Annotated in this window: 24 protein-coding genes, 2 pseudogenes and 1 riboswitch; of the genes and pseudogenes, 11 read left to right on the top strand and 15 right to left on the bottom strand. The window is 71.4% G+C overall.

Annotated elements, in window-relative coordinates; translation table 11 throughout:
- Positions 1-50: 50 nt before the first annotated feature.
- Entirely contained in the window at positions 51-308 is a 258-nt protein-coding gene (locus OEY_RS29815; RefSeq protein ID WP_003935700.1) for a DUF7218 family protein, read from the bottom strand.
- Positions 309-377: 69 nt separating this feature from the next.
- Positions 378-929 (bottom strand): annotated as a pseudogene (locus OEY_RS28540) (TetR/AcrR family transcriptional regulator); the annotation flags it as partial.
- Between the two features lie 152 nt (positions 930-1081).
- Here OEY_RS28540 and OEY_RS0115695 point away from each other — a divergent pair.
- The gene (locus tag OEY_RS0115695; protein ID WP_010594804.1) at positions 1082-1618 is read left to right on the top strand and encodes a hypothetical protein; all 537 of its coding nucleotides are present in this window, start codon (positions 1082-1084) and stop codon (positions 1616-1618) included.
- Positions 1619-1679: 61 nt separating this feature from the next.
- Here OEY_RS0115695 and glpD read toward each other — a convergent pair whose 3' ends face one another.
- Positions 1680-3413 (bottom strand): glycerol-3-phosphate dehydrogenase, encoded by a 1734-nt coding sequence (gene glpD, locus OEY_RS0115700; RefSeq protein WP_010594805.1) that lies wholly within the window; start codon positions 3411-3413, stop codon positions 1680-1682.
- Positions 3414-3508: 95 nt separating this feature from the next.
- Between glpD and glpK the strand changes: the two genes are divergently transcribed.
- Positions 3509-5023, top strand: coding sequence for a glycerol kinase GlpK (gene glpK / locus OEY_RS0115705; RefSeq protein ID WP_010594806.1), 1515 nt, complete (start codon positions 3509-3511; stop codon positions 5021-5023).
- 63 nt (positions 5024-5086) lie between these two features.
- Here the strand turns inward: glpK and OEY_RS0115710 are convergent, their stop codons facing one another.
- The 3 genes from OEY_RS0115710 to OEY_RS0115720 form a co-directional block, all read right to left on the bottom strand.
- Complete coding sequence (locus OEY_RS0115710) at positions 5087-5902, bottom strand: MerR family transcriptional regulator (RefSeq protein ID WP_010594807.1); 816 nt, start codon at positions 5900-5902, stop codon at positions 5087-5089.
- The gene (locus tag OEY_RS0115715; RefSeq protein WP_010594808.1) at positions 5899-6318 is read right to left on the bottom strand and encodes a VOC family protein; all 420 of its coding nucleotides are present in this window, start codon (positions 6316-6318) and stop codon (positions 5899-5901) included. Before OEY_RS0115715 ends, OEY_RS0115710 begins: the two co-directional genes overlap by 4 nt.
- A 61-nt stretch (positions 6319-6379) precedes the next feature.
- Complete coding sequence (locus tag OEY_RS0115720) at positions 6380-7780, bottom strand: NAD(P)H-quinone dehydrogenase (protein WP_010594809.1); 1401 nt, start codon at positions 7778-7780, stop codon at positions 6380-6382.
- A 178-nt stretch (positions 7781-7958) separates the two neighbouring features.
- On the opposite strand from OEY_RS0115720, the gene OEY_RS0115725 reads away from it, so the two are divergent.
- Positions 7959-8429: a gamma-glutamylcyclotransferase gene (locus OEY_RS0115725; RefSeq protein WP_006939627.1), complete on the top strand. Its 471-nt coding sequence runs from the start codon at positions 7959-7961 to the stop codon at positions 8427-8429.
- On the opposite strand, the gene OEY_RS0115730 is transcribed toward OEY_RS0115725, so the two are convergent.
- The 6 genes from OEY_RS0115730 to OEY_RS0115755 all read right to left on the bottom strand — a co-directional run bounded on the left by OEY_RS0115730 (position 8426) and on the right by OEY_RS0115755 (position 15174).
- Complete coding sequence (locus tag OEY_RS0115730; protein WP_010594810.1) at positions 8426-9484, bottom strand: ABC transporter ATP-binding protein; 1059 nt, start codon at positions 9482-9484, stop codon at positions 8426-8428. The two genes, OEY_RS0115725 and OEY_RS0115730, sit on opposite strands and share 4 nt — an antisense overlap.
- Positions 9481-10935, bottom strand: coding sequence for an ABC transporter permease (locus OEY_RS0115735; protein WP_048771095.1), 1455 nt, complete (start codon positions 10933-10935; stop codon positions 9481-9483). Before OEY_RS0115735 ends, OEY_RS0115730 begins: the two co-directional genes overlap by 4 nt.
- A gap of 104 nt (positions 10936-11039) precedes the next feature.
- Positions 11040-12074 carry an iron ABC transporter substrate-binding protein gene (locus OEY_RS0115740; protein ID WP_026137503.1) on the bottom strand — a complete coding sequence of 345 codons (1035 nt, stop codon included), beginning with the start codon at positions 12072-12074 and terminating at the stop codon, positions 11040-11042.
- Positions 12075-12129: 55 nt separating this feature from the next.
- Positions 12130-13284 carry a M20 family metallopeptidase gene (locus OEY_RS0115745; RefSeq protein ID WP_010594813.1) on the bottom strand — a complete coding sequence of 385 codons (1155 nt, stop codon included), beginning with the start codon at positions 13282-13284 and terminating at the stop codon, positions 12130-12132.
- Positions 13281-14441 carry a M20 family metallopeptidase gene (locus OEY_RS0115750; protein ID WP_010594814.1) on the bottom strand — a complete coding sequence of 387 codons (1161 nt, stop codon included), beginning with the start codon at positions 14439-14441 and terminating at the stop codon, positions 13281-13283. Before OEY_RS0115750 ends, OEY_RS0115745 begins: the two co-directional genes overlap by 4 nt.
- A gap of 34 nt (positions 14442-14475) precedes the next feature.
- A complete protein-coding gene (locus tag OEY_RS0115755) occupies positions 14476-15174 on the bottom strand; it encodes an enoyl-CoA hydratase/isomerase family protein (protein WP_010594815.1) in 699 nt (232 codons plus the stop codon).
- 65 nt (positions 15175-15239) lie between these two features.
- Here OEY_RS0115755 and OEY_RS0115760 point away from each other — a divergent pair, with 65 nt between their 5' ends.
- Together OEY_RS0115760 and OEY_RS28545 are read left to right on the top strand one after the other, a co-directional pair.
- Positions 15240-16052: a purine-nucleoside phosphorylase gene (locus OEY_RS0115760; protein WP_010594816.1), complete on the top strand. Its 813-nt coding sequence runs from the start codon at positions 15240-15242 to the stop codon at positions 16050-16052.
- Positions 16049-17524: a phospho-sugar mutase gene (locus tag OEY_RS28545; RefSeq protein ID WP_010594817.1), complete on the top strand. Its 1476-nt coding sequence runs from the start codon at positions 16049-16051 to the stop codon at positions 17522-17524. Before OEY_RS0115760 ends, OEY_RS28545 begins: the two co-directional genes overlap by 4 nt.
- 69 nt (positions 17525-17593) lie before the next feature.
- On the opposite strand, the gene OEY_RS0115770 is transcribed toward OEY_RS28545, so the two are convergent.
- Positions 17594-18289 (bottom strand): MspA family porin, encoded by a 696-nt coding sequence (locus OEY_RS0115770; protein WP_010594818.1) that lies wholly within the window; start codon positions 18287-18289, stop codon positions 17594-17596.
- Positions 18290-18654: 365 nt separating this feature from the next.
- The gene (gene upp, locus OEY_RS0115775; RefSeq protein ID WP_010594819.1) at positions 18655-19278 is read right to left on the bottom strand and encodes a uracil phosphoribosyltransferase; all 624 of its coding nucleotides are present in this window, start codon (positions 19276-19278) and stop codon (positions 18655-18657) included.
- Positions 19279-19454: 176 nt separating this feature from the next.
- Here upp and OEY_RS0115780 point away from each other — a divergent pair, with 176 nt between their 5' ends.
- Genes OEY_RS0115780 through OEY_RS0115795 form a run of 4 tightly spaced genes read left to right on the top strand, consistent with a single transcriptional unit; the run spans position 19455 to position 23053 of the window.
- Positions 19455-20096, top strand: coding sequence for an ABC transporter permease (locus OEY_RS0115780; protein ID WP_010594820.1), 642 nt, complete (start codon positions 19455-19457; stop codon positions 20094-20096).
- 1 nt (position 20097) lies between these two features.
- Positions 20098-21288, top strand: coding sequence for an ABC transporter ATP-binding protein (locus OEY_RS0115785; protein ID WP_010594821.1), 1191 nt, complete (start codon positions 20098-20100; stop codon positions 21286-21288).
- Positions 21285-22079 carry an ABC transporter permease gene (locus OEY_RS0115790; protein WP_010594822.1) on the top strand — a complete coding sequence of 265 codons (795 nt, stop codon included), beginning with the start codon at positions 21285-21287 and terminating at the stop codon, positions 22077-22079. The genes OEY_RS0115785 and OEY_RS0115790 overlap by 4 nt, the downstream gene beginning before the upstream one ends.
- A complete protein-coding gene (locus OEY_RS0115795) occupies positions 22076-23053 on the top strand; it encodes a glycine betaine ABC transporter substrate-binding protein (protein WP_010594823.1) in 978 nt (325 codons plus the stop codon). Before OEY_RS0115790 ends, OEY_RS0115795 begins: the two co-directional genes overlap by 4 nt.
- 25 nt (positions 23054-23078) lie before the next feature.
- On the opposite strand, the gene OEY_RS0115800 is transcribed toward OEY_RS0115795, so the two are convergent.
- Positions 23079-23393 carry a DMT family transporter gene (locus tag OEY_RS0115800; RefSeq protein ID WP_010594824.1) on the bottom strand — a complete coding sequence of 105 codons (315 nt, stop codon included), beginning with the start codon at positions 23391-23393 and terminating at the stop codon, positions 23079-23081.
- 10 nt (positions 23394-23403) lie between these two features.
- A riboswitch (guanidine-III (ykkC-III) riboswitch) is annotated at positions 23404-23470 on the bottom strand.
- A 121-nt stretch (positions 23471-23591) separates the two neighbouring features.
- Between OEY_RS0115800 and OEY_RS28550 the strand changes: the two genes are divergently transcribed.
- Both OEY_RS28550 and OEY_RS0115815 read left to right on the top strand, forming a co-directional pair.
- Complete coding sequence (locus OEY_RS28550) at positions 23592-23930, top strand: hypothetical protein (protein ID WP_010594825.1); 339 nt, start codon at positions 23592-23594, stop codon at positions 23928-23930.
- Between the two features lie 5 nt (positions 23931-23935).
- Positions 23936-24478, top strand: a pseudogene (locus OEY_RS0115815) (C40 family peptidase); the annotation flags it as partial.

A 24478-nucleotide genomic window follows, 5' to 3' on the forward strand; every position in this document is an offset into this window, starting at 1 on the left:
GCGCGGCGACCGCGCGGTCGGCTCAGTGGTTGCGCCTCAGTGGTTGCGCCTCAGTGGTTGCGCAGAGCGTCGATGAGCTCGCTCTTGCGCTTGGACGAGTAACCCGACATCCCGAGTTCCTTCGCCCTCTTCTTCAACTCGTCGACCGTCCAATCCTCGTAGGACCCCGACTTGCCGCCCTTGTGCCCGACGGAGGAACGGCCACGATTCGCGGCCGCGTTCGAGATTCGGGCGGCCTTCTCCTTGGAGGCGCCGTCGTCACGTAGTTCCTGATAGAGCTTCTCGTCCTTGATCGACGACCTGGGCATGATGCCCCTCCTTTCGTCGAGCGTGCTGTCGTGGTGCGGATACCCCTCCGGCCGGGGCCGTACACCTCCGGCCTGGACCAGCAGGCTCACACAGTGCCGCACCAACCGCTCCGGCGCCACCGTGACGGTGCCGTCCAGGTAGCCGATGAACAGGCTCGTCAGTGCCCCGACCAACCCCACGGCCACCAGGTGCCGCTCGTCGCGATCGGCGATCGCGGTGAGCTGCTGCCGGACGAGCGTCACGAATGCGGGAGCGAGATCGAGGCCCTGCCCGCCGAGGGCCGGTTCCCGCAGCGGGCCGAGCAGCAGCACCCGGCCCACGGCCGGGCGGTCCACGATCAGCTCGACGAAGGCCCGGACCGCCGCCCCGGGAACGTCCCGCGGCTGCGGGACCGTGCCGACCGCGCCCTCCAGCACTGCGCGCACGTGTTCCCCGACCGCCGCATACACGGCGCGCACGAACGCGTCCCGGTCGTCGAAGCTCTCGTAGAAGTACCGTTCGGTCAGTCCGGCCGCCCGGCACACGGCGCGTACGTTGACCGCCGGTCCGTCGGGCGCGCCGAGCAGATCGATGCCCGCCGACAGCAGCGCGTCGCGGCGTGCCCGCCGGCGTTCCGCCATGTCGGTGCCGCCCCAGCGCCGTCGCACCCTCTCCACCACCGCGATCCCGTCGTCGACCGTCTGCGACGTCGGATCCTACGCGCCGGGCCGGCCGCGACGGATGCACGCGGTTGCCGTCTCGGTACGCTCCCCGGTCTGTCACCCTGGTCGGCATGGACTCCGATGCCAACGCACTCCTGCACGGCCCGTTGTTCTCCCGGCGCATGCCGCTCGACCGCGGCAACGCCGCCAGTCGCATCAGCGCCTACATCTACGGCAACGTGCTGGTGCTCGCGGCCCTCGTGCCGATCGTCACCGGGCCGAAGTACGTCGGCATCGCGATCGTGCTCGGCACGGCACTGTCGACGTTCGTCGCCCACGTGTTCGCCGAGGCGGTCGGGCACACCGTGCGCCAGGGCACCCCGTTGACCCGGGCGGAGAAGCTCGCCGAACTGCGCAACTCCGTGCCGATCCTGAGTTCGGCGGTGCTGCCGTGCGTGATCCTGGGAATCGGCTGGCTGGGTTGGCTCGAACCGCGCACCGCCCAGTTGCTCGCCGAGGTCGCCGTGCTGGCACGGATCGGGGGGATCGTCTTCGTCATCGGTCGCCTCAAGGGGGAGCGGCCGGGCCGGACCTCGCTGGTCAGTGCCGTCGCGCTCACCACGGTGGCCGCGACCGTGGTGCTCGTCAAGGTCGTCCTGACCCACTGACACGTCGACCCACCGACGTCGGCGTCCTCGACGGCCGGGCCGCCGTCGCGCCGAGGGCGTCTCAGGCGCCGGTGGGCACCGGTTCGAGGATCTCCGCGCGCGCCTCCGGGGCAGCCGCCCGCAGCGCGTCGGCGGACTCGTCGTCGGGCCGGCTCTGCGATTCGATCTCGGCGTCGACCCTCGCCCGGTAGGTCGCGATCTCCTGCTCCACCGTCGCGGCGTCCCAGCCCAGGACGGGTGCCACCAGGCGGGCGGTCTGCTCGGCGCAGTGCACGCCGCGGTGCGGGTACTCGATGGAGATGCGGGTGCGGCGCGCGAGGATGTCCTCGAGGTGCAGCGCGCCCTCCGCGGCCGCCGCGTACACGACCTCCACCTGCAGGTACTGGGGGGCGTCGGTGAGCGGTTCGAGCAACTCGGGACGGTCGGCCGCCGCCTCGAGCACCTCGTCGATCAGCGACCCGTACCGGTCGAGCAGATGCTTGATCCGGTACGGATGCAGGCCGTACCGCTCGGCGAGCTGCATCGTCTGGTTCACGAGCGCGAAGTAGCCGTCGGCCCCCGCCAGCGGCACCCGTTCGGTGATGGACGGGGCGATGCGGGCGGGGATGTCCTCGGCCGCCAGGTCGACGGCATCCTCGGCCATCACCCGGTAGGTGGTGTACTTGCCGCCGGCGATCGCGACGAGACCGGGCGCGACCCGGGCGACGGCGTGCTCGCGCGAGAGCTTCGACGTCTCGTCGCTCTCCCCCGCCAGCAACGGCCGCAGTCCCGCGTACACGCCGTCGATGTCGCCGTGGGTGAGCGGGACGACCAGGACCCGGTTCACGTGGTCGAGGATGTAGTCGATGTCGGCCTTCGTCGCGGCGGGGTGGGCGAGGTCGAGATTCCAGTCGGTGTCGGTGGTGCCGATGATCCAGTGGCTGCCCCACGGGATCACGAACAGCACGGACTTCTCGGTGCGCAGGATGATCGCCGAGTCGCTGACGATCCGGTCGCGCGGCACCACGATGTGCACGCCTTTCGAGGCGCGCACCCGGAACCGGCCGCGCTGCCGGGACAGGGCCTGGATCTCGTCGGTCCACACCCCCGTGGCGTTGATCACCACGTGCGCCCTCACCTCGGTGACCGAGCCGTCCTCCGAGTCGCGCACCCGTACACCGGAGACCCGGTCGGCCTCGCGCAGGAACCCGACCACCTGGGTCGACGTGCGTACGACGGCGCCGTAGTGGGCGGCGGTGCGAGCCACCGTCATGGTGTGGCGGGCGTCGTCGACGACGGTGTCGTAGTACCGGATCCCGCCCACGAGCGAGTTGCGTTTGAGCCCGGGTGCCATGCGCAGCGCGCCGGACCGGGTCAGATGCTTCTGCGCGGGCACGGATTTGGCGCCGCCCATCCGGTCGTAGAGGAAGATGCCCGCAGCGACGTACGGGCGCTCCCACCCGCGGTGGGTGAGGGGGAAGAGGAACTTCAGCGGCTTGACCAGATGCGGGGCCAGCGTCGACAGCGACAGTTCGCGCTCGCGCAGCGCCTCACGGACGAGGCCGAACTCGAGCTGCTCGAGATAGCGCAGCCCGCCGTGGAACATCTTCGACGAGCGGCTCGACGTGCCCGAGGCGAAGTCCCGCGCCTCCACCAGTGCGACCCGCAGCCCGCGGGTGGCGGCGTCCAGGGCGGCGCCGGCGCCGACGACACCGCCGCCGACGACCACCACGTCGAAGTGCTCCGAGCCGAGTCGTCGCCATGCGTCACGGCGCTGTTGCGGCCCGAGGACCTGGACGCCTGGTTGGTTGGTCACCGCATTGCTCCCGTGAGTCGCCGACGTTTCCGCACTCAGGGTAGTAGGTTCGTCCGCAGACTGCCGTCCCGAACCACACGCCCGGAGAGGTTGCCGTGACCCGATACATCGCCGCGATCGATCAGGGGACCACGTCGAGTCGCTGCATCATCTTCGACCACGACGGTCGCATCGTGGCCTGGGCCCAGACCGAGCACGAACAGATCCTTCCCCGCGCCGGCTGGGTGGAACACGATCCGGAAACACTGTGGATCAACACTCGCGAGGTCGCCGCCCTGGCCCTGGCGAAGGCGGATCTCACGCGCGCCGACATCGCCGCGATCGGGATCACCAACCAGCGTGAGACCACGGTGGTGTGGGAACGCTCCACGGGCCGGCCCGTCCACAACGCGATCGTGTGGCAGGACACCCGCACCGATCGCCTCGTCGAGCAGCTCGCCGGGGACGCGGGCGTGGACCGGTATCGCGACGCCACGGGCCTGCCGCTGTCGACGTACTTCGCGGGCCCGAAGGTGCGGTGGATCCTCGACAACGTCGAGGGCGCCCGGGAGCAGGCGGAGGCCGGCGAACTCGCGTTCGGGACGGTGGACAGCTGGATCCTGTGGAATCTCACCGGCGGCACCGGCGCGGGCAACCGGCAGCCGGGGGTGCACCTCACCGACGTCACCAACGCCTCGCGCACGATGCTCATGAATCTCGAGACGCTGCAATGGGATCCGGACATCTGTGCGGATTTCGGCATTCCGATGTCGATGCTGCCGGAGATCCGGAGTTCGTCCGAGATCTACGGATACGCCCGCGACCGCGGACCGCTGGCCGGCGTCCCGGTGGCCGGCATCCTCGGAGACCAGCAGGCCGCGACGTTCGGCCAGGCATGCCTGTCGCCGGGTGAGGCCAAGAACACCTACGGGACCGGCAACTTCCTGCTTCTCAACACCGGGACGACGCCGGTGCGCAGCGAGCACGGGCTGCTGACCACCGTCTGCTACCGCGTCGGCGACGCCCCGGCGGTGTACGCCCTCGAGGGTTCGATCGCCGTCACGGGCTCGCTCGTGCAGTGGATGCGCGACAATCTGGGGCTCGTCCGCACGGCCGCGGAGATCGAGGACCTCGCCGCGACCGTCCCCGACAACGGCGGTGCCTACTTCGTACCGGCGTTCTCGGGACTGTTCGCACCGCGATGGCGACCCGATGCGCGCGGGGTGATCGCCGGTCTCACCCGCTTCGTCAACCGGGGGCACCTGGCGCGGGCCGCACTCGAGGCGACCGCCTACCAGACCCGTGAGGTCATCGAGGCGATGCACGCCGACTCCGGTGTCGAACTGCACACGCTGAAGGTGGACGGCGGGATGGTCGTCAACGAGACCCTGATGCAGTTCCAGTCGGACATCCTCGGCGCCCCCGTGGTCCGCCCCGTGGTCTCCGAGACCACCGCGCTCGGCGCGGCGTACGCGGCGGGCCTGGCGGTCGGCTTCTGGGAGGGTGAGGACGACATCCGCCACAACTGGGCGGCCGGCCGCACCTGGGAACCGAAGATGGACGCCGCCGAGCGGGAACGGCTCTACGCCGAGTGGAACCGGGCGGTCGAACGGACCTACGGCTGGGCCTGAGTCGGTCGATCCGGTGGGGCGAGGCCGGCGCGGGAGCCTCGGCGCGCCGGCCTCGGGGACCCCTCATCCCGGAACGTGGTCACCGGGGACGGGGTGCAGCACCCGCGTACGCATCGCATCGGGAGCGACGTCGCGCGGGTCGGCGAGGTAGTACTCCCGGAACGGCCCCTCGGCCGCGAGACCGCGCTCGTCGAGCCACCCGAACAGTGCGTGGTAGGCGACCGGGAGCAGCGCGACCGGACCGACGAAGTCCACGCCCGCGAACGCCCCGCCCGGCAGCGTCGTCGTGGCAGTTTCCGCACGTCCGGGCGGGGACCGCAACTCGAGACCGACGCCGAACTGCACCACGCCGTCGAGGGTGGCCGGGTACTGCCCCACCACCGGCGCGTCGGTGGGCAGCCCGGCGCTCGACGCCTCGGTCAGCAGCGCCGTCACGAGATTCGTCACATCCGAATCGAGAGATTCGGCGGTCGATTCCCCACTGCGCCACAAGACCGTTCGATCCTCGACCCGGTGCCGGCGCACGGAGAGTCCGCCGGCTTCGGCCTCGGCGAGCGACGCGACGAGGGCGAGCGCGCGGCGCTTACGGTCGGCCTCGCGCTCGATCCGTTCCCGCTCCGCGGCGAGGACGGCCTCGGTGTGTCCGGGGTCCTGCAGGAGGAGACGGATCGCGGGGACGGACACCTCGGCTCGGCGCAACACCGCGATGCGCAGAGCCGAGGCGAGTTGCTCCCGCGAGTAGTACCGGTATCCGGTACGCGGATCGACCCGGCCTGGAGCGAGCAGCCGTTCGCGGTCGTAGTGGCGCAGCGTCCTGACGCTCAGCCGCGACATCCGCGCGAACTCGCCGATGCTCAGCCAGCCGTCGGCCGGGCTCACCCGGTCACCACCGCCCCGCTTCCGGCAACCTCCGGCGCGTACGGGATCACCGTGATCACGTCGACGAGCAGGCCGTCGGGATCGACGGTCATGAAGTGCCGCTGCCCGAAGTCCTCGTCGCGCAGGTCCGACGCGACCGGGAGTGCGAGGTCGCCGGCGCGCGCATACACGGCGTCCACGTCGTCGACCTCCACCGAGATCAGCACGCCGGCGGGAGCGGAGAGATGGGCTCGGGGAATCGTCTCGTGGCCGCGTGCCACGAGACCGAGCTGCACGGTCTCGTCGGTCGCCGCCTGCAACTGGACATACCAGCCGCTGTCGAAAACCACACGCAGACCGAGCAGCCCGGCATAGAAGTCGCGGCTGCGGGCGACGTCGTGAGCGGGGACCACGGGGAAGATGCTGTTCGTTCGCATGCCTCCACCGTCGACCCTCCCCCAGCGAGAGAGTCAAGAACGTCGACGCCGACCATCCCGCTCAGTCCAGATGATCGTCGTGCCGCATCAGCTGACGCGCCGCCTCGGTGATCGACCCGGTCAGCGACGGATAGACCGAGAAGGTGTGGGCGAGGTCGTCGACGCTGAGATTGTTCTGCACCGCGATCGCGATGGGCAGGATCAGCTCCGAGGCGGTGGGGGCGACCACCACGCCACCGATCACGACGCCGGTGGCGGGACGGCAGAAGATCTTCACGAAACCACGGCGCAGCCCCGCCATCTTCGCGCGGGGATTGGTGTGCAGCGGCAACATCACGGTGCGGGCCGGGACCTCACCCTTGTCGATCGCGGCCTGGCTCACGCCGACCGTGGCGATCTCGGGCCGGGTGAACACCGCGGAGGCGACGGTCTTGAGCCGGATCGGGCTGACCCCCTCGCCGAGGGCGTGGTACATCGCGATGCGGCCCTGCATCGCGGCCACCGATGCCAGCGGCAGCAGCCCGGTGCAGTCGCCGGCGGCGTAGATCCCCGAGACGGACGTGCGCGAGACCCGGTCGACCTGGATGTAGCCGCCCCGGTCGAGTTGCAGGCCGACCTTCTCCAGGCCGAGGCCGGCGGTGTTCGGCACCGAGCCCACCGTCATCAGCGCATGGCTGCCCTCGACGATGCGGCCGTCGGCCAGCTTGACCCGGATCCCGTCCCCGGTGCGCTCGACGGCGTCGGCACGGGCGTGCTTGACCAGGTTCACGCCCCGCTCGGCGAAGGCGTCCTCGAGCACGAGGGCGGCGTCCTCGTCCTCGTGCGGCAGCACCCGGTCGCGGCTCGAGACGAGCGTCACCTGGACGCCGACCTCCGTATAGGCGGAGACGAACTCGGCGCCGGTGACACCGGAGCCGACGACCACGAGGTGTTCGGGCAGCGCGTCGAGGTCGTAGAGCTGACGCCAGTTGAGGATGCGGTCACCGTCCGGCTCCGCGCCGGGCAGCACCCGCGGGCTCGCGCCGGTCGCGATGAGCACGACGTCGGCATCGAGGATCCGCTCCTCGCCCGTGAAGAGGTCGGCGCGCACCTGGTGCGCCGCCATTCCGACCTGGGTGTCGATGAGCTCGCCGCGGCCGCTGAGCAGCTGCACGCCGGCCGCCTCGAGCTTGGTGCGGATGTCCGCGGACTGCGCCCGGGCGAGGCTCTTGACACGGGTGTTGACCTCGGGCAGCGCCACCCCGGCGCTCTCGAGCCGCACGCCGAGGTCGGCAGCCCGGCGCATGTCGGTGCGGATGCCCGTGGACGCGATGAACGTCTTGGACGGTACGCAGTCGAAGAGGACGCAGGCGCCGCCGATCCCGTCCGAATCGATCAGTGACACGGCCGCGCCGTACTGGGCCGCCACCAGCGCCGCTTCGTAGCCCGCGGGGCCGCCGCCGATGATCACGATCCGGGTCATTGTTCTCCTCTGTATCGATTCCGAGATGGTCCTCGGTCCGGTGTGTGCGGGCGCCGGGGTTGCCGAACGTCCGCAGACACGCTATGTCACGGGCACCGTCCCGCGCACGCGGACGCCGCCACGAAGCGGCCGGCGCCCCGTGTCCTGCGCCGGACGGTCAGCCATTAGCCTGTACCCCGTGCCGATCTACGCCGCCTACGGCTCCAACATGCATCCCGAGCAGATGCTGCAGCGCTGCCCGCATTCGCCGATGGCCGGAACCGGCTGGCTCCACGGCTGGCGGCTGACCTTCAGCGGCGGCGACATCGGCTGGGAGGGCGCGCTCGCCACCGTCGTCGAGGATCCCGACTCGAAGGTGTTCGTCGTGCTCTACGACGTGCCCGACGAGGACGAACGCAGCCTCGACCGCTGGGAGGGCTCCGAACTCGGCATCCACCGCAAGATCCGGTTGCGGGTGGACACCGACGACGGGCCCGTGCTCGCCTGGCTGTACGTCCTCGACGCGTACGAGGGCGGCCTGCCGTCGGCGCGCTACCTGGGCGTGATGGCCGACGCCGCCGAGATCGCCGGAGCCCCCGCCGACTATGTGCGGGATCTGCGCACCCGCAACAGCCGCAACGTCGGGCCCGGCCGGCCCGACAGCTTCTAGGCCGTCTTCTCGGCCTCGGCCGGCCGAGCCGGGTAGAACGGCACCGGGACGCCGACCCGCAGCGTCACCGGATCCCCGGCCTGCACGTCGTGCGACGCGGCCCGCTGCGCCCGGATCGTCTGCCCGGCCCCGGTCACCCGCACCTCCGTCAGTGCGCCCCCGAAGGCGACGTCGAGCACGGTGAACTTCGACGGTTCGTCGGCCGCGGCGACCTGCACCTGTTCCGGGCGTACGAGCACGTGGCCCTTGCCGTGGGCCGGGGTCGCGAGGGGAACCGCACCGATCACCGTGTGCGCGCGGTCGCCGGCCGCATCGGCGTCGAGCACGACCGAATCCCCGACGAAGGCGCCCACCTCGAGCGTCGCGGGCCACCGGTAGACCTCCTCCGGCGTGCCCACCTGGGCGACACGCCCGCCGAGCATCACCGCGACCGTGTCCGCGATGGCCAGGGCCTCGGCCTGGTCGTGGGTGACGAGCACGGAGGCGACCTCCTGGTCCCGCAGCAGGGTGCGGACCTCGGTGCGCAGGCTGGACCGCAGCCCGGCGTCGAGAGCGCTGAACGGCTCGTCGAGCAGGACGACGGCCGGATTGGGCGCGAGCGCCCGGGCCAGCGCGATCCGCTGCTGCTGACCGCCGGACAGCTGGGAAGGCTTGCGCTGACCGGTGCCGGCCAGGCCGACCAGTTCCAGCAGTTCCTCCACGCGGCGCTGCCGCACGGCCTGCTGCCGCACCATCGACCGCCACGTCGGCTGCACGAGCCCGTAGCCGACGTTGCGTGCGACGCTCAGGTGCGGGAAGAGAGCGCCCTCCTGCGGGACCAGTCCCACCCCCCGGCGTTCCGGCGGCAGCGCCGTGAGGTCGCGCCCGTCCGCGACGACGCGTCCCGCGCTCGCCGGGTGCAGACCCGCGACCACCCGCAGCAGGGTGGTCTTGCCCCCGCCCGAGGGCCCGAGCACGGCCAGCAGCGCGCCTCGTTCCACCGTCAGCGAGACGTCGCTGACGACCTCCGTCCGCCCGTACCGGGCGCAGACGCCCTCGAGACAGAGCCCGCTCATTCCTCACCGCCACTTTCCGCATCGACCCGGCCGCGCAGCAACCGGCCCAGCACCAGGGACGGCAGCGCGGCGACGAGCACCAGGATCGCCGCGTACGGGGCCGCCGACCCGTACTCGAGGGTCTCGGTGTACTTCCACATCCGTGACGCCAGGGTGTCCTCCCCGATCGGCACGAGCAACAACGTCGCCGGCAGTTCCTTCGCGATGGTGAGGAACGCCAGTGCCGCCCCCGCGACGACTCCGGGCGCGGCCAGCGGGATCATCACCCGGATGCCGGTCCGCATCCGTCCGCTGCCGAGGGTCGCGGACGCGTCCTCGAGGCCGAGCGGAATCGAGGCGACCGCCGCGCGGATCGAGCCGACGGCGAGCGGCAGGAACAACACCGCGTAGCCCATCACGAGCATCGGGGTGTGCTGGTACCACTGCGGCAGCAGTCGGATCCCGAAGAAGACCAGGGCCAGGCCCACGGTGATGCCGGGCAGCGCGAATCCGATGTAGGCGGCGCTCTCGGTGAACCGCGAGACCGGCGAGGTCGAACGCGCCGCCAGGATGCCGACCGGCAGGGCCAGCGCCGTGGTCAGCAGCGCACCGAGGGCCGCCACCCACAGGGTGTACGTCGTCGCCGTCCAGATCCCCGCCCAGTCGATCGCGGCCTGCTGCGAGAACCACAGCCAGCGCGCGAGTCCGGCGAGCGGCACGCCGACGCCGACCGTCAGCACGACGGCGAGGAACGCCAGGGCCGTCCACCGCTGCCGGCCCAGCGGCACGGGCGCGGCGGGCCGTGGGGCCCCGGAGCCGATGCGCGCGGTCGCCCCCCGGCGCACCCGGCGTTCGGAGACGGTCAGCGCGACGGCGAGCACGACGAGCACCAGGCCGAACACCGCCGCCGGGGTGCGGTCGAGCAACCCCCGGTAGCTGCCGTAGATGGCGAGGGTGAACGCTTCGTACCGCATCAGCGCGACGGCACCGAAGTCGCTGAGGGTGTACAGCGCCACCAGCAGGCCGCCGGCCGCCGCGGTGGGCCACACCTGTCGCAGGGTGACGGTGAGCGTGGTGCGCAGCCGGGACCGGCCGAGGGTGCGCGCCACCTCCTCGAGCCCCGGGTCGACCGAGGCCAGCGCGGCGGACACCGGCAGATACACGTACGGGAAGCTCGCCGCGGTCAGGACCAGCGCAGCACCCGCGAAGCCCGCGAGTCCGGGGAACTGGGCGATGTACACGAACCCGGACACGTACGACGGGATGGCGAGGGGAACGCTCAGCGCGAGGGCGAACCACCGCCGGCCGGGCAGGTCGGTGCGTGCCGTGAGCCATGCGGCGGTGACGCCGACGACGAGGCAGGCCACGGTGACGGTGAGCGCGAGAATGCCGCTGCGCCACACCAGATCGAGGGTGCGCTGCCGGAACACCAGCGACCACACCCGGTCGGGGCCGTCGGCGAACGCGCGCATGACCAGGTGCGCCACGGGGGCGAGTGCGAAGACCGAGACACCCAGCGCGGCCAGCGTGAGAACGGGCCGGCTGCGCCGGGTGGGACGGAGCGAGGCGAGCTGGATCAGATGAATCCCAGCTCCTGCAGCAACGCCTGGGTCTGCTCGAGCGAGGCGAGTTCGGCGAGTTCGATGTCGGCATTGCCGATCTCGGACAGCGGACGCAGCTGATCCTTCGTCTCGACACCCTCGACGACCGGATACTCGGACGTCTCGTCGGCGAAGTAGGTCTGTGCCTCGGGCGAGAGCAGCGCGGCAACGAACTGCTCCGCCTGTTCCTTCTGGTCGGTGGTCCGCACGACGCCCGCCCCGGCGATGTTCACCAGTGCGCCCGGATCACCGGCCTGGAAGTAGTACACCTGCACGTTCAGGTTCTCGGCACCGCGCTCGTCCGCGAGTCCGTACCAGTAGTAGTGGTTGGTCAGACCGAGGGTGACCTGGCCGGCGTCGACCCCCTCCATCAGCGGGCCGTTGCCCTCGAACGCCACCGGCTCGTTGGCCTTGAAGGCCTCGAGCCAGGCGCGGGCGCCGTCCTCGCCGCGGGCGACGCGCAGCCCGGTGACGAACGCCTGGAACGACGCGTTGGTCGGGGCGAAGCCGATCTGGCCCTTCCACTTCGGGTCCAGCAGGCCGTCGATGCCGGTGGGCAGGTCCTGCGGCTGCACCTTCTCGTCGTTGTAGACGAGTACGCGGGCACGTGCGGAGGTCGCCACCCAGGTGCCGTCGGCAGCGCGGTAGTCGGCGGGAACCAGGTCGGTCACCGAGGCCGGCAGCGTCTCGAGCAGCCCCGCCTGGTCGAGCAGGCCGAGGGCACCCGCGTCCTGGGTGAACACCACGTCGGCGGGCGAGGAGTCACCCTCCTCCACCAGCTTCCCGGTGATCTCCGGGGTGCTGCCGTAGACGACGTCGACCTCGAAGCCGAGCGTGCCCTCGAGCTGGTCGATCAGCGGGGCGACCAGGTTCTCGCTGCGCCCGGAGTACAGGGTGAGCGCGCCGGTGGAGTCGCCCTCGGACCCACCCGAGTCGCTGCCGCACGCGGCCAACGCGGCGGCGAGTACCCCGGCCGACACTACTGCGACGGCTCTGCGTCGAAACTGCATTCCGGACCTCCTGGCGTGAGCGACGGCTCACAGGCGATGTACAGGTTGTGCAAGCCTAACCTGATCCCAGGACCAGGTTCGTCATCACCCGTACGCCGACCGCCAGGGCGCGCTCGTCGAGGTCGAAATCGGGCTGGTGGATGTCGAGCTTCGGCCCGCTCCCCCGCCACACACCCAGCCGGGCCATCGCACCCGGAACCTGCTCGAGGTACCAGGAGAAGTCCTCCCCGCCGCCGGACTGCGGGGTGTCCGCCAGCGCGTCCGGGTCGATCGCCCGCACCGCGTCCTCGACCATCCGGGCCGACACCTCGTCGTTGACGACGGGCGGCACCCCGCGCCGGTAGTCCAGCTCGTAGCTCAGTCCCGTGGGCGCGAGCAGGCCGTGCACGATCTCCCGCACCATCGGTTCGAGCAGTTCCCACGTCTCGTGGTCGCCGGTGCGGACGGTGCCGGTCAGCATGCCGGTGCGGGGAATCGCATTCGCGGCCTTGCCCGCCGCGACCGCGCCCCACACCATCACCGTGCTCGTACGGGGGTCGATGCGCCGGCTGAGCATGCCGGGCAGCCCGGTGATCACGGTGCCGAGTCCGTACACCAGATCGCCGGTCAGGTGCGGGCGGGAGGTGTGCCCTCCCGGCGAGTCGAGAACCAGCTCGACCGTGTCGGCGGCCGAGGTGATCGCCCCGACCCGCACCCCCACCTTGCCGGCCTCGAGCCTGGGATCGCAGTGCAGCGCGAAGATCCGGGCCACGCCTTCGAGCGCGCCGGCGGCCACCACGTCGAGCGCGCCGCCGGGCATCACCTCCTCGGCGGGCTGGAAGATCAGCCGCACCCCCACCGGCAGCTCGGGCACCGAGTTCAACGCCAGCGCCGCGCCGAGGAGCACGGTCGTGTGGGCGTCGTGCCCGCAGGCGTGCGCCACACCCGGCACGGTGGAGGCGAACGGCAGGCCCGTCATCTCCTGCATGGGCAGCGCGTCCATGTCGGCGCGCAGGGCTATCCGCGGCCCGTCGGGACCGAGATCGCAGATCAGGCCTGTGCCGCGCGGCAGCACCTTCGGTTCGAGCCCGGCGGCCGCGAGCGTGCTCCCGACGAACTCGGTGGTCGCGTACTCCTGGCGGGCCAGTTCGGGATTGGCGTGGATGTGCCGGCGCCACCCCGACAGGTCGTCGGTGTGCTCGCCCAGCCACTTCTCGATGTACGGGTTCATCGGCGTGCCACGTTCTCGAGCAGCCGCGCACGTTGCGTGGGATCGGCCGCCGCCCGGGCCGCCGTCGCGGCCAGCGCGCGGGCGCCGTCGAGGACGGCGAGGTCCGCCGAGGCGGTGACGCACGCGTCGGCGAACGCCGCCTGGTGAGTCACCGCGCCACCGGAGTCGAGACCGATCACCGGGTGGATACCCGGCACCACGTTCGTCACGTTTCCCATGTCCGTGCTGCCCAGCGGGCGCGATCCTTCCTCCTCGACGGGCAGCGGCGTGCGCCCGAGACCGATGATCTCCTCACGATAAGCCCGGACCAGCCACGGGTCGGGAGTCAGTTCCGTATAGGTCGGCGACACGGTGCGGATCTCGTGCGTGCAGCCGGCGGCGAGGGCCCCGGCGGCGAAGCAGCTGCCGGCGCGCTCGGACAGGTCGGCGAGGGACTCCGCGGTCGCCGCCCGCAGGTAGTACAGCAGTTCCGTGTGCGCGGGCACGATGTTCGGGGCGGTGCCGCCGTCGCTGACGATCCCGTGGATCTGCTGACCGGGCAGCAGGTGCTGCCGCAGCAGGCCGACGGCGACCTGCGCGACGGTCGCCGCATCGGCGGCGTTGCGGCCGTACTCGGGAGCCGCGGAGGCGTGCGCCTCGCGGCCGGTGTAGCTGACCGCGATGTCCGCGAGGGCCAGCGACGTCGCCCCGGTGATGTCGAACGGACCCGGGTGCACCATCAGAGCCATGCCGACGTCGTCGAACACCCCGCGTTCGAGCATGAGCACCTTGCCGCCGCCGGTCTCCTCGGCGGGTGTGCCGATGACGCGGACGGTGACGCCGAGCGCGTCGGCGACGGCGGCCAGTCCCAGGCCCGCGCCGGCGGCGGCAGCAGCAATGATGTTGTGCCCGCACGCGTGCCCGATGCCGGGCAGCGCGTCGTATTCGGCGCAGAGGCCGACCACGAGGTCTCCGCTGCCGAACCGGGCGTCGAATGCGGTGGGCAGATCGGCGATCCCGGTGCGGACCTCGAATCCGCCGCTGCGCAGCAGGTCCACGATCTTCGCGGCGCTGCGGTGTTCGTCGAAGGCCAGTTCCGGCTCGGCATGGATCGAATGCGACAGGGCGATCAGGCCGTCCGACGCAGCCTCGATCGCCCTGTCCGCATCGCTCGTCACCCGCTCAGTCTGGCACGGGCGGAAAGCGCGCACCTCACCCGAGGCGGAAGTTCGACTCGTCCGTCTTCGTCTCGAGTGCCGCGATCAGCGGTGCATGCAGACCACGCTTGATGCCCGCCAGGTTGGCGCCGCGGGTGCCCGTCAGCGCGGCGGCCCGTTCGACGGCGGCGGCCAGCACGGCATCACCGTCGACGGCGCGATCGACGATGCCCGCCGCGAGGGCGTCGGCGCCGCCGAACCGGCGGCCGGTCGTGGTCGCCTCGACCGCGGCCTGGATCGGCAGCCGCTCGCGCAGGAGCGCGGACATGCCCACGGTGAACGGCATGTTCAGGGACACCTCGGGCAGGCACCAGAAGCCGCGATCGGACCGCATCACGCGGAAGTCGTGGGTCAGCGCGAGCATCGCACCGGCACCGAACGCGTGGCCCTGCACCGCCGCGACGGTCGCCGCGGGGAAGGTCAGGATCCGCACGTACAACTCGTGCACGGAATCGAGGTAGCCCGGAAGGTCGGGGAGGTTGCCGAAGATCCAGTCGGTGTCGAGGCCGTTGCTCCAGAACTTCCCGGTGGCCGCGGTCACGAGCGCGGCCGGGCCGTCGTGGGCGACGACCTCGTCGAGCAGCTCGTGGACGGCGGAGAGCCAGCCGGGATGGAAGCGGTTCTCGGTGTCGCCGCCGGAGCGGTCGCCGAGATGGAGGACGAAGACGTCGCCGTCGCGGTCGAGGTATGGCATGCGGAGAGGATAGCGCCACAACCTACCGACGAGTAACAACAGGCTTGGCGCTAGGGTCGACCGACATGGGAACACCCGACGCCATCGCCGACCCCCCTGCCGAGGCCGCCCGCGCCGCCGCGGCACTCGCCGAACGCACCGGCGTGCCCGAACACCCCGTCGCGGTGGTCCTCGGCTCGGGCTGGCGCGCCGCGGTGGAGCGCTTCGGCCCGGCGGTCGCCGACGTCCCGATGGGCGAACTTCCCGGGTTCGCCCCGCCCACCGCCGAAGGGCATTCGGGCACCGTGCATTCGGTGCGGGTCGGCGAGACCCCGGTGCTGCTCCTCGCCGGCCGCACCCACGCCTACGAGGGGCACGACCTGAGCCGTGTCGTGCACCCGGTGCGCACCGCCGTCGCGGCCGGCGCGCACACCGTCGTGCTCACCAACGCCGCCGGCGGCATCCGGCCCGACCACACGGTCGGTCAGCCGGTGCTGATCTCGGACCACCTCAACCTCACCGGCCGTTCGCCCCTGCGCGGCGCCCAGTTCGTCGACCTCGTCGACGCCTACTGTCCGGAGCTGCGCGCCCTCGCCCGCGAGATCGACCCCACCCTCGACGAGGGCGTGTACGCAGGACTGCCCGGCCCGCACTACGAAACCCCCGCCGAGATCCGCATGCTGCGCACGCTCGGCGCCGACCTGGTGGGCATGTCCACCGTGCACGAGACCATCGCCGCGCGTGCCGCGGGCGCGCGGGTGCTCGGCATCTCCCTGGTCACCAACGCCGCCGCGGGACTCACCGGTGAGCACCTGGACCACCACGAGGTCCTCGCGGCGGGACGGGCCGCCGCGACCCGTATGGGCGACCTGCTGCGCGAGCTGGCGGGCCGGCTGTGAGCCTGCGTTTCGGGACCGCCGGGCTGCGCGGTCCCGTCGGCGACGGACCCGGCTGCATCAACGAGGACGTGGTCGTCCGCACCACCGCGGGCCTGGCCCGATGGCTCGACGCGCGCGGGTGCGGCGGCGGCACCGTGGTCGTCGGCCGCGACGCCCGCACCGGATCCGCCGAGTTCTTCGCCGCCGCCACCGAGGTCCTCGCGGCCGCCGGTTTCGACGTCGTGGCCCTGCCGCGCCCGCTGCCGACCCCGGTGACGGCGTACGCCGTGCGGGCCCTCGATGCGGTCGCGGGCGTGCAGATCACCGCGTCCCACAACCCGGCCCCGGACAACGGCTACAAGGTCTACACCCGGGGCGGTGCACAACTGGTCGAGCCGGACGACCGCGAGATCGAGAGGGCGATCGACGCCGTCGGCGCGGCGTCGTCCGTGCCGCGCACCGCCGTCGCGCCCACCGGGGACGACCTGGTGGCGCGCTATCTGGCGCGCGTCGCCTCCCTACCGCGCGGCACGGCGCGCACCCTGCGCATCGCGCTCACACCGCTGCACGGCGTCGGCGGCGAGACCGCCGTCGCGGCGCTGCACGCCGCGGGCTTCGGCGACGTGCACGTGGTGGACGCCCAGTTCGCCCCCGATCCCCGCTTCCCCACCGTCGAGTTCCCCAATCCGGAGGAACCGGGGGCCGCCGATGCCGTGCTCGCACTCGCCGCCGACGTGGGCGCGGACATCGCGCTCGCCCTCGATCCCGATGCGGACCGATGCGCCGTGGGCGTCCCCACGCCCGAGGGCTGGCGGATGCTGCGCGGCGACGAGACCGGGGCGCTGCTCGGGGACCGGATTCTCGCGGGTGCCCCGCGCGGCGCGCTGGTGGCGACGACGATCGTCTCCTCGGCCCTGCTCGGCAGACTCGCCGCCGCACGGGGCGCCCGCTACGCGCAGACCCTCACGGGCTTCAAGTGGCTCGCTCGCGCGGGCGACGGACTCGTGTACGCGTACGAGGAGGCCCTCGGTCACTGCGTCGACCCGGATGCGGTGCGCGACAAGGACGGCATCGCGACGGCGGTCGTCGTCGCGGACTATGCCGCCGAATTGAAGGCTCGCCGAAGCACTCTCGTCGACGCGCTCGACGCCCTCCACCGAGAGTTCGGGCTGCACCTCGGCGATCAGGTCTCGATCCGGGTGGCCGATCTCGCCCGGATCGGGGCGATCATGAGCCGGTTGCGGTCCGCGCTGCCGGCCGAACTCGCCGGAGAGCCGGTCACGGCCACCGACCTCGCGGCGGCGAGCGGCCCGCTGCGCACGGACGCCGTGGTACTCGAGGGCGCGTCGGTGCGGGTCGTGGTCCGGCCGTCGGGCACCGAGCCGAAGCTCAAGTGCTACCTCGAGTCCGTCGCCGCGGACGGTGACCGCGACGGCGCGACCGCGCGGCTGAAGGCGTTGCGCGCGTGGGCGACCGGCCTCGGTGAGCGCTGACGCGCGACACCGGGCCGGTGACGGCCGCTTCTCGCGGTCGCCACCGGCCCGGCGGAGGAACGGCCACCCTCAGAGACGGTGTGGCACACCGTAGGTGATGACGGTGTCGTTGTTCGAGGTGACAGCCCGGGCGTACGGCCGGATCGTGACCGGGCCGAGTGCCCCCGAGACCGAGCCGTGGACTCCGGCCAGCCGGACGGTCGCCGACCGGCCGTCGAACTCCATGTCCTCGACGAACGCCACGTCGGTGATGCCGCCCGGCGAGAGATCGACCTCGATCTCCTGCGACGGGATGATCGACCCGCCGATCGTCGCGCCGGTGCTCGCGTCGAGCCCGAGGCCGAACTCGGGGGCGAGCTCGACGCCGATACCGAATTCGTTGCCGACCTCCCAGTCGAGACTGGGGGTGTTGATGTGCACGACGGCCCCGTTGAGCGCGACCGGGTAGCCGATCTGGTATCCGATGGTCAGCTTGGTGTCCTGGAACGAGTCGGCATCGGGCCCGGTGAAGTTGACCGACACCACCTCGTCGTGGAAGAACTCGAAACTGACGGGCGAGCTGTCGAGCGGCGGATAGGACTGGATCGACGTGTCGGCCTGAAGGACTTCGATGGCGTTGTTGTTGCCGAGGGGCAGCGTCCGGGCGTTGTCGACAGCGGCTCCGGCACTACCGGACCCCACCACCATGCCCAGCACGGCGGCCGCACCGAGTGCGGTGGCCCGGGCGCACTGTCGAAATCTGCTGCCGGAGAAGGTGTTGATCATCGAGCGGACCTCATTTTCGTGGGCGGTCGAGGACAGTGGACGTTCCAACCGATCACGGGGAGCGTAACCAGAGCGGGCCCGGAGAAAAGGAGAGTTGATCAACTTCCCCGAATCGAGACGGTGCCCGCCCGGTCGCTGCCGCTCGGATCGAGATCCTCGGCGGCCCACGCTCTGGACCGAAAACCCTTCCCGGGCTGGCATTTCGATGTCCATGCACCGCCCGTCGCCCCCGCGGCCGGGCACCGCCGTCCAACCTCACCCGAAACTCTATTGTTATCCTGCAACAAAACAGACTATTCGGACAAAATTGGCGATACGGGCGTTCGGGGGTCGCCGATACCGCCCGAGCGGGTCCGCGTAGGGGGTCAGCGTGGGCCGAACTGCCGATCGCCGGCATCCCCGAGACCCGGAACGATGTACTTGTTCTCGTTGAGACCGTCGTCGATCGACGCGGTCACGAGCCGGACCGGGTGACCGGACTCGGACAGGGCTGCCACCCCCTCCGGAGCCGCGACCACGCACACCGCCGTGACATCGGTCGCGCCGCGCGCGACGAGCAGGTCGATCGTGTGCACCATCGAACCTCCCGTGGCGAGCATCGGATCGAGCACGTACACCGGCAGCCCGGACAGGTCGTCGGGAAGCGACTCGAGGTACGGCACGGGCTCGAACGTCTTCTCGTCGCGGGCCAGTCCGACGAAGCCCACCCGCGCCTGCGGGATGAGCGCATGGGCCTGCTCCACCATCCCGAGGCCCGCACGCAGCACCGGCACCAGCAGCGGTGGCTGCCGAAGGCGCACACCGACCGTCGTCGCCACCGGCGTGCGCACCTCGAACTGCTCGACCGGGGCGTCCCGGATCGCCTCGTACACCAGCATCTGGGTCAGCCGGCGCAGCGCGTAGCGGAAGGCTGCGTTGTCGCTGCGCTCGTCGCGCAGCGTGGTCAGGAGGGCAGCGGCGAGCGGGTGGTCGACGACGAGCGAATCCATGCCGGAAGGATAGAACGCCGTCGCTCGCCCGCCGTCGCCGACTGCTTCCCGGCACAGCCCACCGGCGCAGCCCGCCCGCACGGTCCGCCGCAGTCCCGTTTTCCGGACTCGCCCCGACCGCGGGGCACGTGTGCCATCGTGACAGTCGGGCCTGCGGACGGACGGGACGGGTGGGCATGTGGGACTACATCGACGAGCGCAAGGCGCAGATCGCCTTCAGCGCGTACCAGCATGTGAGCCTCGTCGTGCAGGCCGTGCTTCTCGCCACCGTCGTCGCCGTCGTGCTCGCGGTGGTCGTCACCCGGATCCCCCGGCTCGAACCGGTGGCCAACACCCTCAGTGCCGTCGGCCTGACCGTCCCGTCCTTCGCGCTGCTCGGCATCCTCGTCCCGCTCGTCGGGATCGGGGTGGCACCGGCATTCCTCGCGGTCGCCTTCTACGCGACCCTGCCGGTGCTGCGCAACGCGGTGGTCGGGTTGCGTGGCGTCGACGGCACCCTCGTCGAATCCGCACGCGGAATCGGCATGGGCGAGATCGGCACGCTCACCCGCGTCCGGCTCCCGCTGGCCTGGCCCGTCATCCTCGCCGGGGTGCGGGTCTCGACGCAGATGTCCATGGGCATCGCCGCGATCGCCGCCTACGTGCTCGGCCCCGGTCTCGGCTCGTTCATCTTCACGGGCCTGTCGCAGATCGGCGGCGCGAACGCACTGAACTCGGCCCTGGTCGGCACGATCGGAGTGGTCGTCCTCGCGCTGGCGCTCGACGCGCTGCTCCTCGCGCTCGGCAAGGTCACCGTCTCGAAGGGAATCCGTGCCTGACATGAACACGCCGCCGCCGTCCGCAGCGCAGATCAGCGGCACCGACATCGACCTGATCGACGTGGTCAAGACGTTCCCCGGGCAGGCGCGCCCGGCAGTCGACGGTCTGAGCCTGCACATCCCCGCGGGCGAGATCGTGATGTTCGTGGGCCCGTCGGGCTGCGGCAAGACCACGTCGCTGAAGATGATCAACCGTCTCGTCGAACCCACGTCCGGAACCATCCGGATCGGCGGCGACGACATCCGGTCCGCGGACGTCGACGACCTGCGGCGGCGGATCGGGTACGTGATCCAGGGCGGCAGCCTCTTTCCGCACATGACGGTCGCGCAGAACATTTCGATCGTGCCCCGGTTGCTGGGCTGGGACCGGCGGCGAACCGCGGACCGCGTCACCGAACTGCTCGAACTGGTCAACCTCGACCCGGACCGGTACCGGGACCGCTACCCGCGGGAACTGTCCGGCGGGCAGCAGCAGCGGGTCGGCGTCGCCCGGGGCCTCGCCGCCGACCCGCCCGTCGTGCTGATGGACGAGCCGTTCGGCGCGGTGGACCCGATCACCCGGCTCCGGTTGCAGGACGAGCTGCTGCGCATCCACGACGATCTGCGGAAGACGATCGTGTGCGTCACCCACGACATCGACGAGGCCGTCAAACTGGGCAGCCGGATCCTGATCATGCAGGAGGGCGGGCACGTCGCACAGTACGACACCCCCGAGACGATCCTGTCGGCACCCGCGAGCCCGTTCGTGGAGAAATTCGTCGGTGCCGGTTCCACACTCAAACAGCTCTCGCTCAGCCGCGTCGCGGAGGTCGAACTGGCCGAACCCACCACCGCGGAAGTCGGCAGCTCCGCCGAGGAGGCCGTCGCACGCGCCAGGGCACGCGGGGACGACACCGTCGTCGTCCTCGACCGGCGCCGTCGTCCCGTGGCCTGGCTGTGGGTGCGCGAACTGCAGGGTTCGGGCACCGTCCCGGACGGCGACCCCGACGACCTGGTCACCCTCGACCGGCACGCCACCCTCAACGACGCACTGGACACGATGCTCGCCTCCGCTCACGGGGCCGCGATCGTGACGGGACGGCACGGCGAATTCCAGGGATTGATCAACTTCGAATCGGTGACCGGACGGATCCGCGGCGGTGAGTCGCAGTCCGCGGCCGCAGGCCCCGGTGAGACGGGACAGCACACATGAGCATCGACACCGAACCGGCGTCCTCCCGGGCCGGAACCCGTCCAGGTCCTCCCCCGCGCCGGCGCGGCGGTATCGCGATGCTGTTCGTCCTGCCACTCGTCGTCGCCGTGGTGTTCGCCGCCTGGGCGCTGTGGCGCGCGAACGCGGACCTCGACTCGATCGAGGCCCGCCAGCTCGAATGGGCCACCATCTCGACCCTCCTCCGCGAACACATCGAACTCACGGTGGTCTCGGCGATCCTCGTCGTGGTGATCGCCGTGCCGCTCGGGATCGTCCTCACCCGGCCCGCGTCGCGCGCCCTCGCGCCCGTCGCGGTGGGTGTCGCCAACGCCGGGCAGGCGGCGCCGGCCATCGGACTGCTCGTGCTGCTGGCCATCTGGCTGGGATTCGGATTCGGCACCGCCGTCGTCGCCCTGACCCTGTATGCCGTGCTGCCCGTCCTGCGGAACACGATCACCGGCATCGAAGGCGTCGATCCGACCCTCGTCGAGGCCGGGCGCGGCCTCGGCATGTCCGGGCTCGGCGTGTTGCTCCGGGTCGAGCTGCCCCTCGCCCTGCCGGTGATCATGACCGGCGTCCGCACCGCGCTCGTTCTGCTGGTCGGCACCGCCACCCTCGCCACCTTCATCAACGCCGGCGGCCTCGGATCCCTCATCGTCACCGGCATCACCCTCTTCCGCTATCCCGTCCTCGTCAGCGGCGCGCTGCTGGTGGCGCTGCTCGCCCTTCTGGTCGACTGGGCGGGGCGCATGCTCGAGTTCACGGTCCGGCCGAAGGGGCTCCGCCCGTGACCGCGCGCCTGCTGTCCCGGCTCGCCGGAGCGCTCCTCGCGGCGTCGACGCTGGCCGCGTGCGGATTGGGAACCGCCGGCGGTTTCGTCCCCACCGGCGAACTCGCGGGCCCGCTGCAGTCCGTCGAGCCGCTCGACGGTGCGAGCATCTCGGTGGGATCGAAGAACTTCTCCGAGGGCATCCTCCTGGGGAAGATGGCAGTGATCCTCCTGCGTTCGGCGGGCGCGGACGTCACGGATCTGACCAACATCCCCGGCAGTGCCAGCTCCCGCCAGGCGCAGCTCGAGGGACAGGTCGATCTGCAGTGGGAGTACACCGGCACGGCCTGGATCGCCTATCTCGGACACGAGGAAGCGATCCCCGACGAGCGCGAGCAGTACGAGGCCGTGCGCGACGAGGACCTGCGCGAGAACGGCCTGGTGTGGCTGCCGCCCGCCCCCATGAACAACACCTACGGTTTCGCGGCCACCAGCGCCGAGGCCCAGCGACTCGGCGTGGCGTCGCTCTCCGACATCGCGAACATCCCGGTCGCCGAACGCACCTTCTGCGTCGAATCCGAGTTCGCCAACCGCAACGACGGCCTGCAGCCGATGCTCGACACCTACGGCATTCCGCTCGGATCCGGTGTCCCACGCGAGAACATCAGGACGCTCGACACCGGCGCCATCTACGAGGCGACGGCGCGCGGCGACTGCAACTTCGGCGAGGTGTTCACCACGGACGGCCGGATCGAGGCCCTCGATCTGACCGTGCTCGAGGACGACCGGAAGTTCTTCCCCATCTACAACGTGGCGGTCGTCGTCCGCGACGAGACCCTCACCGAGAACCCGCAGATCGCGGAGCTGTTCGCTCCCGTCTCCCGGAAACTGACCGACGAGACTCTCATCGAACTGAACGGACGGATCGACGTCGACGGCCAGGAGCCGGCCGAGGTCGCCTACGACTGGCTCGTGCAGGAGGGCTTCGTCGAGTAGGACAGCGGCGGCACCCGCGACCGTGTCAGTGGACGAACTTCAGTCCCACCACGCCGCCGACGATCATGGTCAGGAACAGGATCTTCCATGCCGAGACCGATTCGTTCCCGGTCGCCATCGCGTAGACCACGGTGAGCACCCCGCCGATCCCCACCCACACGGCGTAGGACGTTCCCACCGGCAATCGACGCATCGCATAGGCCAGTCCCGCCATGCTCGCGGTCAGCGCCGTGACGAACACGACCGTCGGAACCAGACGGGTGAAGCCTCGGGATCTGTCCAATGCCGTGGCCCACACCGCTTCCAGCACCCCGGACACCACCAGCACCAACCACGACATCACAGGCTCCCTCGGGCCGTCTTGTCGCACACCGGGTACGGCGCCCCTCGTCCGGGAACCCGGGTTCCGGGCTCGCTTCCAAGGTCCCACAACCCGTGGCGGGGAACAAATCCGGCTCGTCGACGCGGAACCGGGGCACCACCCGCTGCGTCCAACCGGTCGAAGGACGATCCGTTTCACCGAGGGGGAGCAGCCCGAATGGACGCAGGCACCGGCAACCACGACGTGGTACGTGCCCGACCCGAGACGATCGCGGCGTTCGGACGCACCGCTACGGCCATGGCCGAGCGGCTCCACGAAGCCGCCGGCGAGGCACACGCGGTGGATCCGGCGCCACTCACGACGGCATTCGGTCCGGTCGGCGCCGCGTTCCTCGCCGCGTTCGCGGCCACCCACCGCGCCCACGAGACGGAACTGACCCGGCTCGGCGGCACCTTCGCGGCAATGGGTGCGGTCGCCGGTGCCACCGCGGCCGCCTACGAGCACGCCGTCACCGCCCAGTCGGCACTGCTGAAGGCCGCCGGAGCGCCGCGGTGACCGGCATGCCGGAGGTGGATCTGCTCACCGCTCCCCTGGCCGAGCTGCTGTCGGCGTTCGGCACCGGCGCCGTCGCCACCGATCCGGCCGCGGCACTGCGCTCCTGCACGGAACTGGTCGAGGGCGTACACACGGTGGGCCGGGCCGCGCTGGGCGAGCTCGCGTGGGACTGGGCGGGCGCTGCCGCCGAGACCGCCGTCCGCAGCGGCGAACGGGCCCTGGCCGACCTCGTCGCCGCCGCCGACCGCGGGACGGCCATCGCCGACGTCGCGGTGGACGCGACGACGACCGTCGTGACCGGCGCCGCCGAGATCGCCCGGCTGATCGACTCGTTCACGACGCTGGCCGAGCGCTCCGCTCCCCTTGCCGCCCTCCCGCAGGCACAGATGATGCTGCTGGTGGCGGCCGTCGAGCACATCGCAGCGGGACTCGACGTCCTGGCCCGGGTCACCTCGGCGCTGGCGGAGCACACGGCACGGATGGCAGAGCTGATGCCGTCGGATCCTGCCTCGGCCGCACCGCCGGGCCAGGATCCGGCCGTGTCGCCG

The sequence above is a fragment of the Rhodococcus sp. P14 genome (genome assembly GCF_000256505.1).
Classification (GTDB): domain Bacteria; phylum Actinomycetota; class Actinomycetes; order Mycobacteriales; family Mycobacteriaceae; genus Rhodococcus; species Rhodococcus ruber.

Excerpts from the sequence above, each read along its gene's own strand:
- OEY_RS29815 (WP_003935700.1), bottom strand. The coding sequence starts at position 308 with ATGCCCAGGTCGTCGATCAAGGACGAGAAGCTCTATCAGGAACTACGT.
- OEY_RS0115695 (WP_010594804.1), top strand. The coding sequence starts at position 1,082 with ATGGACTCCGATGCCAACGCACTCCTGCACGGCCCGTTGTTCTCCCGG.
- OEY_RS0115715 (WP_010594808.1), bottom strand. The coding sequence starts at position 6,318 with ATGCGAACGAACAGCATCTTCCCCGTGGTCCCCGCTCACGACGTCGCC.
- OEY_RS0115720 (WP_010594809.1), bottom strand. The coding sequence starts at position 7,780 with ATGACCCGGATCGTGATCATCGGCGGCGGCCCCGCGGGCTACGAAGCG.
- OEY_RS0115730 (WP_010594810.1), bottom strand. The coding sequence starts at position 9,484 with ATGAGCGGGCTCTGTCTCGAGGGCGTCTGCGCCCGGTACGGGCGGACG.
- OEY_RS0115735 (WP_048771095.1), bottom strand. The coding sequence starts at position 10,935 with ATGCGCGCGTTCGCCGACGGCCCCGACCGGGTGTGGTCGCTGGTGTTC.
- OEY_RS0115740 (WP_026137503.1), bottom strand. The coding sequence starts at position 12,074 with ATGCAGTTTCGACGCAGAGCCGTCGCAGTAGTGTCGGCCGGGGTACTC.
- OEY_RS0115745 (WP_010594813.1), bottom strand. The coding sequence starts at position 13,284 with ATGAACCCGTACATCGAGAAGTGGCTGGGCGAGCACACCGACGACCTG.
- OEY_RS0115755 (WP_010594815.1), bottom strand. The coding sequence starts at position 15,174 with ATGCCATACCTCGACCGCGACGGCGACGTCTTCGTCCTCCATCTCGGC.
- OEY_RS0115760 (WP_010594816.1), top strand. The coding sequence starts at position 15,240 with ATGGGAACACCCGACGCCATCGCCGACCCCCCTGCCGAGGCCGCCCGC.
- OEY_RS0115770 (WP_010594818.1), bottom strand. The coding sequence starts at position 18,289 with ATGATCAACACCTTCTCCGGCAGCAGATTTCGACAGTGCGCCCGGGCC.
- upp (WP_010594819.1), bottom strand. The coding sequence starts at position 19,278 with ATGGATTCGCTCGTCGTCGACCACCCGCTCGCCGCTGCCCTCCTGACC.
- OEY_RS0115780 (WP_010594820.1), top strand. The coding sequence starts at position 19,455 with ATGTGGGACTACATCGACGAGCGCAAGGCGCAGATCGCCTTCAGCGCG.
- OEY_RS0115785 (WP_010594821.1), top strand. The coding sequence starts at position 20,098 with ATGAACACGCCGCCGCCGTCCGCAGCGCAGATCAGCGGCACCGACATC.
- OEY_RS0115790 (WP_010594822.1), top strand. The coding sequence starts at position 21,285 with ATGAGCATCGACACCGAACCGGCGTCCTCCCGGGCCGGAACCCGTCCA.
- OEY_RS0115800 (WP_010594824.1), bottom strand. The coding sequence starts at position 23,393 with ATGTCGTGGTTGGTGCTGGTGGTGTCCGGGGTGCTGGAAGCGGTGTGG.
- OEY_RS28550 (WP_010594825.1), top strand. The coding sequence starts at position 23,592 with ATGGACGCAGGCACCGGCAACCACGACGTGGTACGTGCCCGACCCGAG.